15 protein-coding genes are annotated in these 16,040 nt (G+C 70.8%); 7 read left to right on the forward strand and 8 right to left on the reverse strand.

The genetic code is table 11. From position 1 onward, the window contains the following. Positions 1-4: 4 nt before the first annotated feature. Both BM013_RS05310 and BM013_RS05315 read right to left on the reverse strand, forming a co-directional pair. Positions 5-1,168 carry an acyl-CoA dehydrogenase family protein gene (locus BM013_RS05310; RefSeq protein ID WP_093123782.1) on the reverse strand — a complete coding sequence of 388 codons (1,164 nt, stop codon included), beginning with the start codon at positions 1,166-1,168 and terminating at the stop codon, positions 5-7. Between the two features lie 11 nt (positions 1,169-1,179). Beyond that, positions 1,180-1,962 carry a citryl-CoA lyase gene (locus BM013_RS05315; RefSeq protein ID WP_093123784.1) on the reverse strand — a complete coding sequence of 261 codons (783 nt, stop codon included), beginning with the start codon at positions 1,960-1,962 and terminating at the stop codon, positions 1,180-1,182. A gap of 139 nt (positions 1,963-2,101) precedes the next feature. Between BM013_RS05315 and BM013_RS05320 the strand changes: the two genes are divergently transcribed. The 5 genes from BM013_RS05320 to BM013_RS05340 all read left to right on the forward strand — a co-directional run bounded on the left by BM013_RS05320 (position 2,102) and on the right by BM013_RS05340 (position 8,229). After that, a complete protein-coding gene (locus BM013_RS05320) occupies positions 2,102-4,438 on the forward strand; it encodes an acyl-CoA dehydrogenase family protein (RefSeq protein ID WP_093123787.1) in 2,337 nt (778 codons plus the stop codon). 41 nt (positions 4,439-4,479) lie between these two features. Next, positions 4,480-5,475, forward strand: a complete 996-nt coding sequence (locus tag BM013_RS05325; RefSeq protein ID WP_093123790.1) for a Bug family tripartite tricarboxylate transporter substrate binding protein — start codon at positions 4,480-4,482, stop codon at positions 5,473-5,475. 3 nt (positions 5,476-5,478) lie between these two features. Next, the gene (locus BM013_RS05330) at positions 5,479-7,026 is read left to right on the forward strand and encodes a class I adenylate-forming enzyme family protein (protein WP_093123792.1); all 1,548 of its coding nucleotides are present in this window, start codon (positions 5,479-5,481) and stop codon (positions 7,024-7,026) included. A 157-nt stretch (positions 7,027-7,183) separates the two neighbouring features. Further along, positions 7,184-7,369: a DUF3606 domain-containing protein gene (locus BM013_RS05335; RefSeq protein ID WP_093123795.1), complete on the forward strand. Its 186-nt coding sequence runs from the start codon at positions 7,184-7,186 to the stop codon at positions 7,367-7,369. Positions 7,370-7,530: 161 nt separating this feature from the next. Beyond that, positions 7,531-8,229, forward strand: a complete 699-nt coding sequence (locus tag BM013_RS05340) for a hypothetical protein (RefSeq protein WP_093123797.1) — start codon at positions 7,531-7,533, stop codon at positions 8,227-8,229. On the opposite strand, the gene BM013_RS05345 is transcribed toward BM013_RS05340, so the two are convergent. Further along, a complete protein-coding gene (locus tag BM013_RS05345) occupies positions 8,172-9,404 on the reverse strand; it encodes a DNA topoisomerase IB (protein WP_093123800.1) in 1,233 nt (410 codons plus the stop codon). The genes BM013_RS05340 and BM013_RS05345 overlap by 58 nt on opposite strands. Positions 9,405-9,565: 161 nt before the next feature. Between BM013_RS05345 and BM013_RS05350 the strand changes: the two genes are divergently transcribed. After that, positions 9,566-10,645: a purine-nucleoside phosphorylase gene (locus BM013_RS05350; protein WP_093123802.1), complete on the forward strand. Its 1,080-nt coding sequence runs from the start codon at positions 9,566-9,568 to the stop codon at positions 10,643-10,645. 40 nt (positions 10,646-10,685) lie between these two features. Here BM013_RS05350 and BM013_RS05355 read toward each other — a convergent pair whose 3' ends face one another. The 3 genes from BM013_RS05355 to BM013_RS05365 all read right to left on the reverse strand — a co-directional run bounded on the left by BM013_RS05355 (position 10,686) and on the right by BM013_RS05365 (position 13,375). Continuing rightward, a complete protein-coding gene (locus BM013_RS05355; protein WP_256219772.1) occupies positions 10,686-11,393 on the reverse strand; it encodes a TIGR02117 family protein in 708 nt (235 codons plus the stop codon). Continuing rightward, positions 11,393-12,580: a DNA polymerase IV gene (dinB, locus tag BM013_RS05360; protein WP_256221424.1), complete on the reverse strand. Its 1,188-nt coding sequence runs from the start codon at positions 12,578-12,580 to the stop codon at positions 11,393-11,395. The genes BM013_RS05355 and dinB overlap by 1 nt, the downstream gene beginning before the upstream one ends. Positions 12,581-12,709: 129 nt before the next feature. Next, positions 12,710-13,375 carry a YiiX family permuted papain-like enzyme gene (locus tag BM013_RS05365; protein WP_256221396.1) on the reverse strand — a complete coding sequence of 222 codons (666 nt, stop codon included), beginning with the start codon at positions 13,373-13,375 and terminating at the stop codon, positions 12,710-12,712. Between the two features lie 64 nt (positions 13,376-13,439). Here BM013_RS05365 and BM013_RS05370 point away from each other — a divergent pair, with 64 nt between their 5' ends. Next, entirely contained in the window at positions 13,440-14,000 is a 561-nt protein-coding gene (locus BM013_RS05370; RefSeq protein ID WP_093123805.1) for a putative glycolipid-binding domain-containing protein, read from the forward strand. 24 nt (positions 14,001-14,024) lie between these two features. On the opposite strand, the gene BM013_RS05375 is transcribed toward BM013_RS05370, so the two are convergent. Next, entirely contained in the window at positions 14,025-15,050 is a 1,026-nt protein-coding gene (locus tag BM013_RS05375) for a Bug family tripartite tricarboxylate transporter substrate binding protein (protein WP_093123807.1), read from the reverse strand. Then, entirely contained in the window at positions 15,047-15,976 is a 930-nt protein-coding gene (locus tag BM013_RS05380; RefSeq protein WP_093123810.1) for a LysR substrate-binding domain-containing protein, read from the reverse strand. Before BM013_RS05380 ends, BM013_RS05375 begins: the two co-directional genes overlap by 4 nt. Positions 15,977-16,040: the final 64 nt, after the last annotated feature.

Below are 16,040 nucleotides of genomic sequence, written 5' to 3' on the forward strand. Positions count from 1 at the left end.
GCTTTCAGAACGAGCGTGGCAGGCCGAGCATGTGCTCGGCCACATAGCTCAGGATCAGGTTGGTCGAGATCGGCGCGACCTGGTACAGCCGCGTCTCGCGGAACTTGCGCTCGATGTCGTATTCGCACGCGAAGCCGAAGCCGCCGTGGAACTGCAGGCAGGCATTGGCCGCTTCCCAGCTCGCCTTGGCCGCGAGGTACTTCGCCATGTTGGCCTGCGCGCCGCAGGGCTGGTGCGCGTCGAAGAGGCGGCAGGCCTCGTAGCGCATGAGGTTGGCGGCTTCCACTTCGATGAACGCCTCGGCAATCGGGAACTGCACGCCCTGGTTCTGGCCGATGGGCCGGCCGAACACCACGCGCTCCTTGGTGTAGGCCGTCACGCGGTCGATGAACCAGTAGCCGTCGCCGATGCACTCCGCCGCGATCAGCGTGCGCTCCGCGTTGAGCCCGTCCAGGATGTACTTGAAGCCCTGGCCTTCCTCGCCGATCAGGTTCTCCGCCGGGATCTCGAGGTTCTCGAAGAACAGCTCGTTGGTCTCGTGGTTCACCATGTTCAGGATGGGCTGCACCGTGAGCCCCTTGCCGATGGCTTCGCGCAGGTCGACGATGAAGATCGACATGCCTTCCGATTTCTTCTTCACGTCCGCCAGCGGCGTGGTGCGCGCCAGCAGGATCATCAGGTCCGAATGCTGGATGCGCGAGATCCACACCTTCTGCCCGTTGATGACGTAGCGGTCGCCCTTCTTCACCGCCGTGGTCTTGATCTTGGTGGTGTCGGTGCCGGTGGTGGGCTCGGTGACGCCCATCGACTGCAGGCGCAGCTCGCCGTTGGCGATCCTGGGCAGGTAGGCGCGCTTCTGGGCCTCGCTGCCGTGGCGCAGCAGCGTGCCCATGTTGTACATCTGGCCGTGGCAGGCGCCGGAGTTGCCGCCGCAGCGGTTGATCTCTTCCATGATGACCGAGGCCTCGGTCAGGCCCAGGCCGGAGCCGCCGTATTCATGCGGAATCAGCGCGGCCATCCAGCCGGCCTTGGTGAGCGCATCGACGAACTCGGCGGGGTAGCCGCGGGCCTCGTCGATCTTGCGGAAGTAGGCGTCGGGAAACTGCGCGCACAGGTCGCGCACCGCGTCGCGGATGTCGGGAAAGCTCTTGTCGTTGGCGTTGTTCATCTGGGGGCTCTTCAGTCCTGGCGCGGGCCGCCGGCTTCTTTTTCCACGCGTTGCCAGATCTCGATGGCCATCGGGTCGTCGATCTCCTCGAGGATGTGGCCCACCAGGCCGATGGCGCGCGCCATCACGCCGAAGCCGCGAATGATCTTCCACGGAAAGCCGAACTCGGCCGCGATGGCGCCGATGGCACCTGTCGCGTTGATCGGCAGCGACTTGCCCGACACGCGCTCGGCCTCGGCCTGCACCGCCTGCATCAGCGCGACGTAGTGGCTCGAAAGCCCGTTCTCCGCCGCGATCTGGAACAGTCGCGGCGTGCGCGGGTCGATCGGCTTGTGCAGCGGATGGCCCAGGCCCGGCACGATCTGCTGGCGCGCGCGGTGGTCGGCGACGATGTCCTTCGCGATGTCCGCCAGCGGACGCACGGGCTTCTCGCCGAAGGGAATGGCCTCGTAGAGCATCCTGGCCGCGCCTTCGGTGCTGCCGACGAACACGCTGCCCAACCCGCAGAGACCGGCTGCCACGGCGGCTTGCAGCGCCTCGGGTGCGCCCGCGTAGGTGAGGCGCGCGGCCAGCGCGCTGGGCGTGACGCCGTGCTCCACCAGCGTGACGACGATGGCGTTGAAGGTCACCGACTCCTGCGGCGTCGGGATGCGCCCCGTCAGCTCCAGGAAGGCCATGTCGCCGAGGTTCAGGTGGCCGAGGATCTCGGAGGGCAGGTCGCGCCCGCGCACGGTGATCTTGTCGGGCGTGCTGTGGCCCAGCTCGGTATGCAGGGATTTCTTGATCTTGGTCATGGCATCGAATCTAGACCGCCCTCGCGCGGCATGGTTCTCTGATTGCGAAACCCTCCCTTCGGCAAATGCGAATGCCCGGCCATGGGGTCTTCAGGCACGCTGCGAACCGTCTTTGCAACGCAACGAGGCAGACCCACCGATGGACTCCGAATCCCGCGCGGCCATTCGCGCCGCGGCCCTGGACTACTTTGCGCGCAGCCGTGCCATCGCCCGGCGGCGGGCCCGCACGGAAGCACCCGGCGGCGACGAAGCCGAGGGCTGGCGCGACATCGCCGCGCTCGGCTGGCCCGGCATGCTGGCGCCCGAAGCGGCCGGTGGCCTGGCGCTCGGGCTCGACGGCGCCGCCGAGATCCTGCGGGCCGCGGGCGAGCACGTGGCGCCCGAGCCGCTGCTGGCCGTGGCCGGGCTCGGCGCGCTGCTGCTGGCGCGGCTGGACACACCGCCCGCCCGTGCCTTGCTGGGCGACCTGGTGGCCGGCCGCAGCCTGCCCGCGCTGGCCTGGCAGGAAAGCGCGGGCGACCTGAGCGCGGTGCCGCTGGCCTGCGGTTGCGAGGCGTGGAAGGGGCGCGCGGGCCAGGCCGGCGGCGTGCTGCTGCAGGGCGAGAAGCTCATGGTGCTGCCCGGCGCGGCCGCCAGTGGCTGGCTGGTGTCGGCGCGCGGCGAAGACGACGCGGTGCTGCTCTGGGTGCCGCGCGGCACCGAAGGCGTGACAGAGACGCCGGTGCCGCTGGTCGACGGCAGCCAGGCCTCGAACCTTCGCTTCGAGCAGGTCGCGCTGCCGCCCGGCGCGGTGCTGGCCGAAGGCCCCGCCGCGCAGGATGCGCTGCGCCATGCGCTCGCGGCCGGCCAGATTCTCCAGGCCGCCGAACTGCTGGGCGCCGGCCAGGCCATGCTCGCGCAGACTTTGGCCTACCTGCGCACGCGCACCCAGTTCGGCAAGCCCATCGGCAGCTTCCAGGCGCTGCAGCACCGCTGCGTCGACATGTTCATTCACCTCGAGGTGGCGCAGGCCACGCTGGCCGAGGTGCTGGCGCTGGCGGGGCAGGGGTTGCCGGCAGCGCGGCTCGAGGCCGAGGCCAGCCGCGTCAACGCACGTTGCACCGCCGCCGCGCTGCAGGCTTCGCGTGCCTCGGTGCAGCTGCACGGCGCCATCGGCTACACGCAGGAATGCGACCTGAGCCTGTTCTACAAGCGCGTGCTGTGCCTCTCGGCCTGGCTGGGCAACGTCAGCGCGCACCAGCGCCGGCACGCCGCGCTGGCCGGCGAGGCCGACGCAGTCACGGGCGCGGCCGCCTGGCAAGGCGAGTTCCCGCGCACCGCCGACTGGGCCGCCATGCCCGAGGCCGACTTCCGCCGCATGGTGCGCGCCTTCGTGCAGCAGCGCTACCCGCCGCGGTTGCGCTACCTGTCGCACCGCGCGCGCTGGAGCGAGATGCGCGAGTGGTACCTCACGCTGTCGGCCCAGGGCTGGATCGCGCCGGCCTGGCCGCAGGCGCACGGCGGCATGGGCCTGCCGGCCGACAAGCTCATCGCATGGATCGAGGAGCTGGAGCAGCACGGCGTGGCGCGCGCGCCCGACCAGGGCATCGTGATGATCGGCCCGCTGCTGATCCAGCACGGCACGCCCGAGCAGCAGCAGCGCTTTCTGCCGCGCATCCTGAGCGGCGAGAACGTGTGGTGCCAGGGCTACTCGGAGCCCAATGCCGGCTCCGACCTCGCGGGCCTGCGCACCGAGGCCATGCCCGCGCGCGACGCGCAGGGCGATCACTTCGTGGTCAACGGCCAGAAGATCTGGACCACGCTCGCGCAGGACGCCGACCACATCTTCATGCTCGTGCGCACCGACAAGGACGCGCGCAAGCAGGAGGGCATCAGCTTCCTGCTGTGCGACCTGCGCACGCCGGGCATCACCGTCCGCCCGATCCACACGCTGGCGGGCGAGCCCGAGTTCTGCGAGGTGTTCTTCGACAACGTGCGCGTGCCGGCCGGCAACCTGGTGGGCAAGCTGCACGGCGGCTGGAGCATCGCCAAGGCGCTGCTGGGCTTCGAGCGCATCTTCCTGGGCAGCCCCAAGCAATCGCAGTACGCGCTGGGCCAGCTCGCGCGGCTGGCGCAGGCGCGGCGCCTGTTCGCCGACCCGGTGTTCGCGCAGCGCTTCGCGGCGCTGCGGCTCGATGTGCTCGACCTGTCGGCCGCGTACACCGGCTTCGCGGACATCGTGCGGGCCGGCAAGCCGCTGCCCGCGTCGGTGTCGCTGCTGAAGATCTGGGCCAGCGAGACCTTCCACCGCATCGGCGCGCTGCTGGTCGAGGCCGGCGAAGAGCAGGGCGCCGTGGCGGGCGACCAGCTGCTCGACGGGCAGACCTTCAACGTGCTCTCGCCGCTCATCGGCGCCACCGCCGCAATGATCTACGGCGGCACGAACGAGATCCAGCGCAACATCCTCGCGCGGCAAGTCCTCGACTTGCCGGCCTGAGCGACGGGCGCCGAAAGAATTCATAACAGGAGACAACGCTCATGACTTCCATCGACCTCTCGCGCCGCCGGCTCATGGCCGCCATGGCTGCCACGGCGGGCGGCGCGGCGCTGGCCGCATTGCCGCACCGCGCCTTCGCGCAGCAGCAGCTGCCGCCGCTCATCAAGCTGGTGGTCGGCTATTCGGCCGGCGGTCCGGTGGACGGCGCCGCGCGCCTGCTGGCGCCCGCGCTGAGCCAGGAGCTGGGCACGCAGGTGATCGTGGACAACCGCCCCGGCGCCAGCGGCTCGCTGGGCGGCGACGCGGTGGCCAAGGCCGCGCCCGACGGCGCCATGCTGTTCTTCGGCGCGAGCCCGACCATCACCATCAATCCGAACGTGCAGCGCAAGATGGCCTTCGACCCGATGAAGGACCTCACGCCCATCGCGCCGCTGGTGGACTACACCAACGTGCTGGTCATCAACAACGACGTGCCGGTGCGCAACGTGGCCGAGCTGCTGGCCTACGCGAAGACGCGGCCCGGCAAGGTGTTCTACGGCTCGGCCGGCGTGGGTGCGTCCAACCACCTGAGCGGCGCGCTGCTGGAGAAGATGACCGGCGTGCAGCTCACGCACGTGCCCTACAAGGGCAGCGCCCCGGCGCTGGCCGACGTGATGGGCGGCACCGTGACCATGATGTTCGACATCATCGCCACCTCCAAGCCTTTCATCCAGACCGGCAAGGTGCGCGCGCTGGCCGTCACCTCGCGCCAGCGCAACCGCATGCTGCCCGACGTGCCGACCATGATCGAGTCGGGCGTGCCCGGCTACGACGTGGGCGGCTGGTTCGGCCTGTACGGCCCGGCGCGCATGGACGCGGCGTTGGCCGCGCGCATCAACGCCGCCGCGCAGAAGATGCTGGCGCGCGAGGACATCGCGCACCGGCTGCGCGAGCAGGGCTACGACGTGTGGTCGGGCGGGGCCGACCTGCTGGCGAGCAAGGGGCAGTCGGACCGCCGGCTGTGGGCCACGGCGTCCAAGGGCATCGAGGCGGAATAAGCGATGCAGCGGATCCATCACCTGCTCGAAGCGCGCGCCGCGCGCACGCCCGACGCGGTCTTTCTTCATGAACTTGGCGGCACGACGACGTACGCCGCATTGCAGGCCATGGTCGACACGGCCGCGCAGGACCTGCTCGACGCCGGCGTGCGGCCCACCGACCGCGTGGTGCTGGTGGCCGAGAACTGCGCCGCGCACATCGCGCTGCTCATGGCGTGCAGCCGCGTGGGCGCGTGGTCGTGCGGCGTGAACGCGCGCATGTCGCCGGGCGAGATCGCCGCCATCGTCGAGCGGGCCGATGCACGGCTGTGCTGCTTCACGACGGCCGCTTCCGAGGCGGCCGCCGTGCATGCGCAGCGCGCCGCCGCGCAACCGGCCGCGCTGCACGGCGTGGCGCGCTCGGCCGTGCGTGCCGAGGCGCGCACCGAGCCCGGCGCGGCGCTGGCCGACACCGCCGCGATCATCTTCACGTCGGGCACCTCGGGCACGCCCAAGGGCGTGATGGTGTCGCACCGCGGGCTGCTGCATTTCGGGCGCGTGTCGGCGCAGGTGCGCGCGCTGGGCGAGCGCGACCGGGCCTACGCCTTCCTGCCGATGACGCACATCTTCGGCATCGGCACCGTGCTGATGGCCGCGCTCACGGGCGGTGCGGCGCTGGTGCTGCGCGCCAGCTTCTCGCCGGCCGACATGCTGCAGGCGCTGGCATGCGAGCAGGTGTCGAACCTGCTGGGGCCGCCGACCATGTATGCGCGGCTGCTCGCACACATCGAAGCCGGGCATGTGGAAGCCGGGCATGTGGAGGGCGAGCATGTGGAGGCCGAGCATGCGCGGCCGCGCTTTCCGCACCTGCGCTACGTGTACACCGGCTCCGCGCCGCTCGACCCGGCGCTCAAGCAGCGCGTGGAGACACTGTTCGGCCAGCCGCTGCACTACGGCTACGGCCTGTCGGAGTACGCGGGCTCGGTGTTCCTCACGCGCACCGAGGCGCCGCGCGCGGACACCGCGGCCGGCCATGCGGTGGAGGGCGGCGAGGCCCGCATCGTGTCGCTCGACGGCCATGACGTGCCGCCGGGCGAGACCGGCGAGATCTGGCTGCGCGGGCCGGGCCTCATGCGGGGCTACTTCCGCGACGCCGAGGCCACGGCCCACGTGATGCGCCCCGGCGGCTGGTACGCGAGCGGCGACCTTGGCCGCTTCGGCGGCGACGGCGCGCTGTTCGTGGTGGGGCGGCTGAAGGAAATGATCATCCGCTCGGGCTTCAACGTGTACCCGGCGGAAATCGAGGCGGTGATCGGCCGCTTCGAGGGCGTGCACCTGTGCGCCGTGGTCGGCGTGCCCGAGGCCGACGGCAACGAGCAGGTGATCGCCTTCGTCGAGCTCAAGCCCGGTGCCGCGCTCGACGAGGCGGCGCTGCGCGCGCACCTGGTGGAGCACCTCTCGCCCTACAAGCGGCCGGCGCGCATCGAGGTGATCGACGCGATGCCGACCACCGCCAACGGCAAGCTGCTCAAGCGCGAACTGCAGGCGCGTTGCCGGCCGGCCGCGGTGTGAGACCGCGGAGGATGGCGGCGCGGCTCTCCCGAGGAGCGAAGAGGCCTCGCGCCTGCGCGGCCGCGGCCGGATTTCTCCTGCACGCGGGTGCGCCGGCGTCCTCCAGCCCGCGCCCGGCGTGCGCCGCATCGTGGCGTCTTCTACAAAGGAAAACACCATGGCCGATGACATGAGCAAGCGCGGGCCGCAGGATGCGTCCCGCATCAACGTGAACGAACTGCACGAGGTGCGCTACTGGACCCAGACGCTGGGCGTGACCGAGCAGCAGCTGCGCTCGGCCATCGCCGCGGCGGGCGTGCAGGTGAAGGACGTGCGCACCTACCTGGGCAAGCCGGTGACCTGATCTTTCGCCCCGGGGATTGCGCAGAGGACCGCGTCGCGTGGAGATCGTAGGCACGCTCCTACACCCGTGGCCAAACGCGGGCACGATACTTGTATTTCCCCTCGTTTCAGGAAGTACCCCGTGACCGTGCCGACCCACCTGACACCTTTGGCTGCCGCGCAATGAAGTCTTCTCCCAGCGCGCGCAGCTGGATCGCCGCCGGCGTGCGCCACGAACTGCTGACCCGGGCGCTGCCCGCATTGCGCCACGACATGGCCGCCCCGGTGTCGGTGATCCGCATGGCCCTGCTCATGCTCAAGCGCCAGGTGGCCGCGCCCGCCATCGACTCCGCGGCCTGCGAAGAGCGCGTGGCGCTCATCGACAACCAGGTGAGCGAACTGGTCGGGGCCATCCGCTCGCTGCGCGACTGGGAACTGGCCACCGCCGACGACGGCATCACGCGCAGCGCGCTGGTCGCGCAATGCGTGACGCTGATGCGCTCCGCCTTCGACCTGCACGGCGTGTCGCTCGACATCGACGGCGCGCTCGACCCGCAGGAGACGAAGGAGGGCCAGGACGGCGAACACCGCTGGCCCGCCGCGGCCGCGCTGCGCTACCTGTTCCTCGGCGCGCTGGGCTACCTGCATGACGGCGCGGCCGAGGCCGGTGCGATCCGCGTCGAGGCCGACGGTGCCAACGCGCTGCGCCTGAAGGCCGTGCCGCGCGAGCCCGGCACCACGCCCGCGGTGCTCGACGCGCACCGCGCGCCGCGCGCGCTGGCCATCGACGCCGTGGCGCTGCAGAACCTGGCCGAAGACCTCGGCTACGCCATGACGCTGGACGGCGACAGCGTGCGCCTGGTGCTCGCCACCGGCAACTGAACTTTCTTCGCGGCACGCGGGGCCGATGTCTTTCGCGTGGCGCGACCTTGCGCCTGGCGGTTGGCCTTGAGGAAGGCCAGCATGCGCCGCTCCGCCGCGTGCAGCCCGCGCGACGGCCGGGCCTGGCTGCTGCCGCCGATCTTCTCGAACAGCGCGCCAGTGGCCTCGTCGCCGTCGGACAGCGCACTGCCCAGCGCCAGCACGGCCGGGTGCACATAAGCCTTCTTGCAGACCGCGGGCGTGTTGCCCAGCTGCTTGGCCACCGCGGCGAGGATGTCCTTGGCGCTGTAGCGGCTGCCGTCGGCGGCGGTGCGTCCGGGCTCGCAGGCCAGACGCGTGAGTTCCAGCGCCTGCACCGTGCCGTGCCAGGTGCGGAAGTCCTTGGCGGTGAAGCGCTCGCCGCGCGCCGCTTCGGCCAGGTAGTCGTTCACGTCGGTGGACGACACGCTGTGCAGTTCCCTGCTTTCGCCGTCTTCGTCCGCGTACTGGAACAGCGCCTGCCCTGGCAGCTGCTGGCATTGCCGCACCACCTTGGCCACGCGCGGGTCTTCGAGCTTGGCCTCGTGCATCACGCCGCTCTTGCCCCTGAAGCGCAGCCGCAGCGCCGTGCCCTGCACCGCCGCGTGCCGGTTGCGCAGCGTGGTCAGGCCGTAGGAGCCGTTGCTGCTCGCGTATTCCTCGTTGCCCACGCGCATCAGCGTGGTGTCGAGCAGGCGCACCAGCGCGGCCAGCACCTGGTTGCGGCCGGGCGCCTTGCGTGCCTTGTCGGGCCGCAGGTCGCGTGCCACGCGGGCGCGGATGCGGGGCAGGGCGAGCGCGAAGGCCTCCAGGCGCTCGAACTTGGTCTCGTCCTTCAGCGTGCGCCAGTCGGCGTGGTAGCGGTACTGCTTGCGCCCACGCGCGTCGATGCCGGTGGCCTGCAGGTGGCCGTTGGGCAACGGGCAGATCCACACCTGCGTGTAGGCGGGCGGAATGGCCAGCATGCGGATGCGCGAGATCTCGTCCACGTCGCGCAGCCACTGCCCCTTGGCGTCGCGGTAGCGGAAGCGCTCGCCTTGCTTCAGGCGGTGGATGCCGGGCATCTCGGGGTTCACGTAGACGAGGCCGTTGGCGATGGGCGTCGGCTTCGAGGGCGGCCTGGCGGCGCGTGCGGAGGAGGTGTGGGAGGCCGGCATGGCGTAGGGGTGGATGGGCAGCGAGGTGAAGTGGTGGCGTTACACCGTGCTTTTGCCAGCGCCGACAATCGCGGGTTGTAGGACGCCGCAAGCGCCGGCGGTGCGCTGGGCGCGCTTGTTGCTCTGCCCCCGTGTCTTTTCCTTTTTCATCGAGTTCCAGAATGACTGCCTCCAAGCCCTCCCTTTTCACGGCCCGCTGGCTCGCGGCGCCCGCGGCCGCCTTGCTCTTCACGGCGTGCGCCTCGACCACCACGCCGACCACTTCTGGTGCATCGGCCCCGGCCGCTGCCGTGACCCCCGTCACCCCGACCGCGCCGGTGAAGGTCAAGGTCTTCGTCGCCGCCATGTTCGAGATCGGCCAGAACACCGGTGACCGCGCCGGCGAGTTCCAGCACTGGTACGAGCGCTACTGGAAGGGCGCCAAGCCCATCGCCGTGCCCGGCGCGCTGCAGCCCGTGTACTGCAACGCCGACGGCGTGTGCGGCGCGGTGCTCGGCATGGGCAAGGTCAACTCGTCGTCGTCGATGCAGGCCATCCTGCTGAACCCGCAGTTCGACTTCTCGCAGAGCTACTACGTCATCTCGGGCGTGGCCGGCACGCCGCCTTCGCGCGGCACCATCGGCGAGGTGAGCTGGGCCACCTGGCTGGTCGACTACGACCTGGGCCACCGCTGGGCGCCCGAGGAGAACAAGGCCGGCGAGCCGACCTTCATGCCGCGCAAGGGCTACGAGGACTACCGCCGCTTCAAGCTCAACCCCGACCTCGTGACCTGGGCCATGAAGCTTTCGGCGGACACGCCCCTGAAGGACGCCGACTCGGCCCGCAAGTACCGCCTGCGCTACCCCGACGCCGCGGCGCGCCGCGCGCCCTTCGTCGGCACCGGCACGCACATGACCGGCGACACCTTCTTCCACGGCCCGGGCATGTCGAAGCAGGCGCAGTACATCGCCAGGCTGTACGGCGCCGACGACTACGTGATCACCGAGATGGAAGCCGCCGCCATCACCCTGGTGATCAAGCGCACGCACGGCACCGACCGCGTGATGAGCCTGCGCGGCGCCGTCAACTTCGACCAGGGCAGCCCGAAGGAAACCACGCTGCAGCACCTGGACCCGGCGCCGGGCGAGACGGCGGGCGGCTTTGCCGAGACGGTGGAGAACATCGAGCGCGTCGGCTCGCGCGTGGTCGACCACATCGTGGGCAACTGGCCGAAGTGGTCGGCGGGCGTGCCGAAGCCCTGACCCTGTTCAGGGCGCTCAGGCGCTCAGGCGCTGAGGCCCTTCAGGGCCGCCCCGGCACCAGGTGCCAGGTCACCGTGAAGTCGAACGGCGTCCAGCGGCTCGCGGGCAGGCCCGCCTGCCGCAGCCCGCGCCCGGTCCAGGTGTTGCAGGTCTCGAAGAGGTTGTAGCCGCCTTCGGCTTCGTAGAAGGCGTCCTGGCTGTCGTAGTGCGCGCCCGCGATGGGCGTGGCGCGGCCCTGCGGCAGGGCCGCGCGCACGTAGCCGGCAAGCTGCGCGTACTGCGCCTGCGACAGCGGCAGCCGGTATGCGCCGCGCGCCAGCTGGGCGCGCCGCAGGTAGCTCACGTGCATCAGCGCACGGTTGCCGCCCGACAGCGCCCCGAAGGCGCGCGCCGCCGTCAGGTCGCCCCAGGTGGGCGTGTTCAGGTAGAACTCGCGGTCGCCCCAGCCGATGGCGACGAACTCGGCGTCGGGCGGCGGGGCCTTGAAGTCCTTCAGCGGGAACACCTGCAGCCAGTCGACCGTGGCCGAGCGGATGGGGAACACGTAGTCGGTGTGAACGCCGTTGCTCAGCACCCAGGCCTGCACGTCGGCGGGCGCGTCGTTCGATGGCGGGGTGCCGGTATGGGTGCTTGCGTTGGCCGGCCAGAACACCAGGGCACTGGCGGTGGCCACATAGAGGCCGACCAACGCGATCAGCCCCAGCAGCGTGAACGCGATGCGCAGGAGCCAGCGTTTCAGCATGGCCATCAGAACAGCGACGCCGTGGTCGCCACCGGCTCCGGGGCCGTGCGCTGCGCACCCGCAGGCGCCAGCGCCTCGGGGCTGCCCGCCTTCGCCAGCGCGCCCACGCGCACACCCAGCAGCCGCAGCGGGCGCTCCAGCGGCACGCGCTTCAGGCACTGGCCGCCGGTCTGGCGGATGGTCTTCGCGTCGGCGGTGAAGCGGTCGATGGTCTGGTCGCGCGTGGCGATCCTGAAGTCGTCGTAGCGCAGCTTGATGCCGATGGTCTTGCCCACGTAGCCCTTGCGCTGCAGGTCTTCGGCCAGCTTCTCGCACAGCTGCGTGAAGATCGCGCCCAGCTCGGCGCGGTCGCGCACCGCGTGCAGGTCGCGCTCGAAGGTGGTCTCGCGGCTCATCGACACGGGCTCGCTCTCGGTCACCACGGGCCGGTTGTCGCGGCCCCAGGCCACCTCGTGCATCCACGCGCCGGTGGCCTTGCCGAAGTTGGCCACGAGCCAGTCGCGGTCGTGCGCCGCCAGCTGGCCCACGGTCTCGATGCCGAAGCGCTTGAGCTTCTCGTCGGCCTTGGGGCCGATGCCGTTCACCTTGCGGCAGGGCAGGGGCCAGATGCGCGTCTCGAGGTCGTCCTCGTACACCACCGAGATGCCGTTGGGCTTCTCGAATTCGCTCGCCATCTTGGCGATGAGCTTGTTGGGCGCCACGCCGATCGAGCAGGTCAGGCCGGTGGCGTCGAGGATGGCCTTCTGGATGAGCCGCGCCAGCGAGCGCCCGCCGTCGCGCTGGCCGCCGGGCACGTCGGTGAAGTCGATGTACACCTCGTCCACGCCGCGGTCTTCCATGAGCGGCGCCACCTCCAGGATGACCTGCTTGAAGGCGCGCGAATAGCGCCGGTACTCGTCGAAGTCCACCGGCAGGATGATGGCCTGCGGGCACAGCTTGGCGGCCTTCATGAGGCCCATGGCCGAGCCCACGCCGAACTGGCGCGCCGGGTAGGTGGCGGTGGTGATCACGCCGCGGCCGGTGTAGTCCTTCAGCAGCGGGAACGAGCCGACCGGAATGTCGGCCAGCGTGCCGCCCTCGGGCAGGCCGCGGATGGCCTCGTCCACGCGCCGCCGTCCGCCGCCGATCACCACCGGCAGGCCCTTGAGCTGCGGATAGCGCAGCAGCTCGACCGAGCCGTAGAAGGCGTCCATGTCGAGGTGCGCGATGCGGCGGATCGGCGGTTTCGGGGTCTGGGAACTCACGGCCACAATTGTCTCCCGGCCGGGCCGCCTTCGTCCGTTGGGGGGCGTTCGCTCAGCTGCCCGCCAGGGGGCATTCGTTCAGCGCGTTTCGACGGTCCTGAGCAACGGGGAGTCGAACATCGCCACCGGGGAGATCACCGGCTCGTCCATCGGCACCTTGTCGCCGTAGCGTTCGCGCATCTTGGCGCGCACGGCCGGGTCGTTCAGGTTGAACTCGCGGATCTTCTGCAGCTCGCCGATGCGCACGCCCAGCGCGCGCTGGTAGAGCTTCCACACCAGCTCGGAGCAGTAGATGCGCTTGTCCGACCACTCGAAGGTCAGGTCGTAGGGGCGGCCTTCGAAGTCGGAGGTGCCCGCGCGCAACCGGGCCACCGCGCCGGGTGTCAGCAGCGTGTCGGCATTGCGCAGCCGCTTGGCCACGTAGTGCCCGCCGTTGCCGCGCGCCGCCCATTGCGCCAGCGGCGTGTAGCGCACGGTCTGTACCGCCTCGAACACATAGGGCTTGCCGTTGCGCAGCAGCACGATGCCCATGTGGCTGTAGCGCGAGCCGGTGGCGCGCTGCACGGCCACGCTCTGCGCGGAACGCGAGGTGTGGAAGACGATGTCGCCGTCCTTCAGCGAGTCCGTGGCGCGCGCGGCGTGTACAGCGGGTGCAGCGGGTGCGGCCTGGGCGGCCGAGATGGCGCCCGCCATGCCCAGCAGGGCGGCCAGAAGTGCCAGCGATGCGGCGGAATGGTCTTTCATGATGCGGGGCATTTTGCGCGATGCCGCTTGCACACCGCCGCATGCCGGTGCCATCATGCGCGCCATGCAAACCGTCGCCTCCATCCTCTGGCGCAGGCTCGATGCACCGGGTCATGACGCCTGCCGTCTTGAACGCAATGCCTCGGCCTGGCAGCTCGACGGTGCCACCGTGTTCCGCCTGGAAGACGGCCGCATCGCCCAGCTGCACTATCGCGTGCGCTGCGACCTGCTGTGGCACACACAGTGGGGCACGGTGCGCGGCTGGCTCGGCGGCGCGGCGGTCGACCTGTCGATTGCCCGCGACGCGCGCGGCCACTGGAAGCTCAACGACGAGGCGGTGGCCGACCTGTCGCACTGCGTGGACCTCGACCTGGGCTTCACGCCCGCCACCAACCTGCTGCAGTTGCGCCGGCTCAACCTCTCGAAGGGCGAGAGCGCCGACGCGCCGGCCGCGTGGGTCGACCTGGACGGCGGCGTGCTGAGCGAACTGGCGCAGCGCTACGAGCGGCGCAGCGACAGCGAATACGCCTACGAGGCCAAGCGCTTCGACTACGCGGCCACGCTGAGCGTGACCGAAGACGGCTTCGTGCGCGACTACCCGCGGCTGTGGGTGGCCGAGAAGTAGCTTGCCGGAACGCGCAACGGCCGGTCAGTCGAACTGCGACCGGTCGCCCGCCACCAGTTCACGGTTGCGCCGCCGGTCGGCCGCGATCTCGCGCGCGAAGTCTTCGGTGCTGCCGCCGGCCGGCAGGTTGTAGGCCTCGCGCAGGCGCGCGCGCACCGTGTCGCCGGCCAGCACGCGGTTGATCTCCGCGTTGAGGCGCTGCACCACCGCCGCCGGCGTGCGGGCCGGCGCGAAGAAGCCGAAGAGCGAATCGCGGTTGGCCTTCTCGAAGCCCAGTTCCGCCAGCGTGGGCACCGCCGGTAGCGCCTCGATGCGTGTGCGCGCGCCCACCGCCAGCGCCTGCAGGCGCCCGCCCTCGATGTACTGCAGCTGTTGCGCCGCCACGTTGGTCGACAGCACCTCGAACTGCCCGCTCAGCGCGTCGTTGACCTGCGGACCGCCGCCCTGGTAGGGAATGTGCGTGATGCCGGTGCGGCTTTGCATGCGCACCTGCGCCAGCACCATGTGGCCGATGGTGGCCACGCCCGAGGTGGCCCAGCGCACCGCGCCCGGCTCCCGGCGCGCCTGCGCGATCAGCTCGCCGAAGCCGCGCCCGGTGAAGGCCGGCGTGCCCACCACCAGCACCGGCGTGCGCATCACGCTGGCCACGGGCACCACGGCGCGCAGCGGGTCGTAGGACACGCGCGCAATCAGCGGGTGCAGCGTGAGCGGGCTGATGGCCGAGAAAGCCAGCGTATGGCCGTCGGGCGCCGAGCGCGAGAGCGCGTCCATGCCCAGGCTGCCGCCCGCGCCCGGCCGGTTCTCGATCAGCACCGGCACGCCCAGCGACTGCGCCAGCGGCTCGGCCAGCACGCGCGCCATGCCGTCGCTCACGCCGCCGGGCGGGTACACCACCAGGAGACGCAGCGGCCGGTTCGGCCAAAGCCCGTCGGCCGATGTGGGTGTGGATGTGGATGCGTGCGCAGCCCGCAGCAGGCGCGGCGCCGCGCACGCGGCCGCCAGCGCGCCGCCGGCAAGCCGGATGAAGTGGCGACGCCCGGGCAATCTCATGACGCGGGATTCTGGGCGGCCAATTGGCGCAGCAATGTGGCGAAGTGTTGCGCGGGCAGGTTGTCTTCTTCCGCGCGCGACACCAGCGTGAGCGGCGCGTCGAGCTGCCCGCCGTCGGCCAGCCGCGCATAGGCGATGGCGTGCGCGTGCACGCCGGTCATGGAGGCCGGCACCACCGACAGGCCGACACCCGCGGCCACGAGGTTCAGGTTGGTCATCATGCGATCGACTTCGGCCACCACGCGCGGGCGCAGGCCCTTGGCGTGGCACAGCGCGAGCAGGTCGGCATAGAGGCCGGGCGCGCCCGGGCGCCGCACGAGGATGATGCCTTCCTCGCACAGCTTCGCCAGCGGCAACGGGCGCGAGGCCTTGCCCCGCTGGCCGAAGGACGCGGCAAGGCGATGGTCGCTGGGCATGGCCGCCCACACCGGTTCGCGCAGCAGCGTCTCGAACACCAGCCCCTCGGGCCGCGCCACCGGCACGCGCAGCAGCCCGCAATGCAGGCGGCCCGCCGACAGCGCCTCGGTGAGCTCGGCGGCATTGTCCTCGCGCAGCTGCAGCTCCACGGCGGGATAGGCGCGGCGGAACGCGCGCAGCGCCTCGGGCATGAAGCGGTGCGCCGCGGCCGAGCTGGTGAAGCCCACCGCCAGCGTGCCGGCCTGCCCGTTGGCCACGCGCGCCATGCGCTGCTTCATGGCGTCCATGTCCTGCAGCATGCGCAGCGCCTCCACCTGGAACAGCCGGCCCGCGTCGGTGAGCGCCACGCCGCGCGGATGGCGGCGAAACAGCAGCGTGCCCAGTTCGCGCTCCAGCGCCTTGATCTGCAGGCTCAGCGGCGGCTGCTGGATGCCCAGCTGCTCCGCGGCACGCGTCATATGGCCGGTTTCGGCCACCGCGGCGAAGTACCTCAGTGCACGGATGTCCATCTGTCTCTCATATGTTTTTTATATCGAAAGTGCCGCTTTATTTTATTTGACCCGAAGTCACTCG

The organism is Variovorax sp. OK605 (assembly GCF_900115445.1).
Taxonomy (GTDB): Bacteria; Pseudomonadota; Gammaproteobacteria; order Burkholderiales; family Burkholderiaceae_C; genus Variovorax.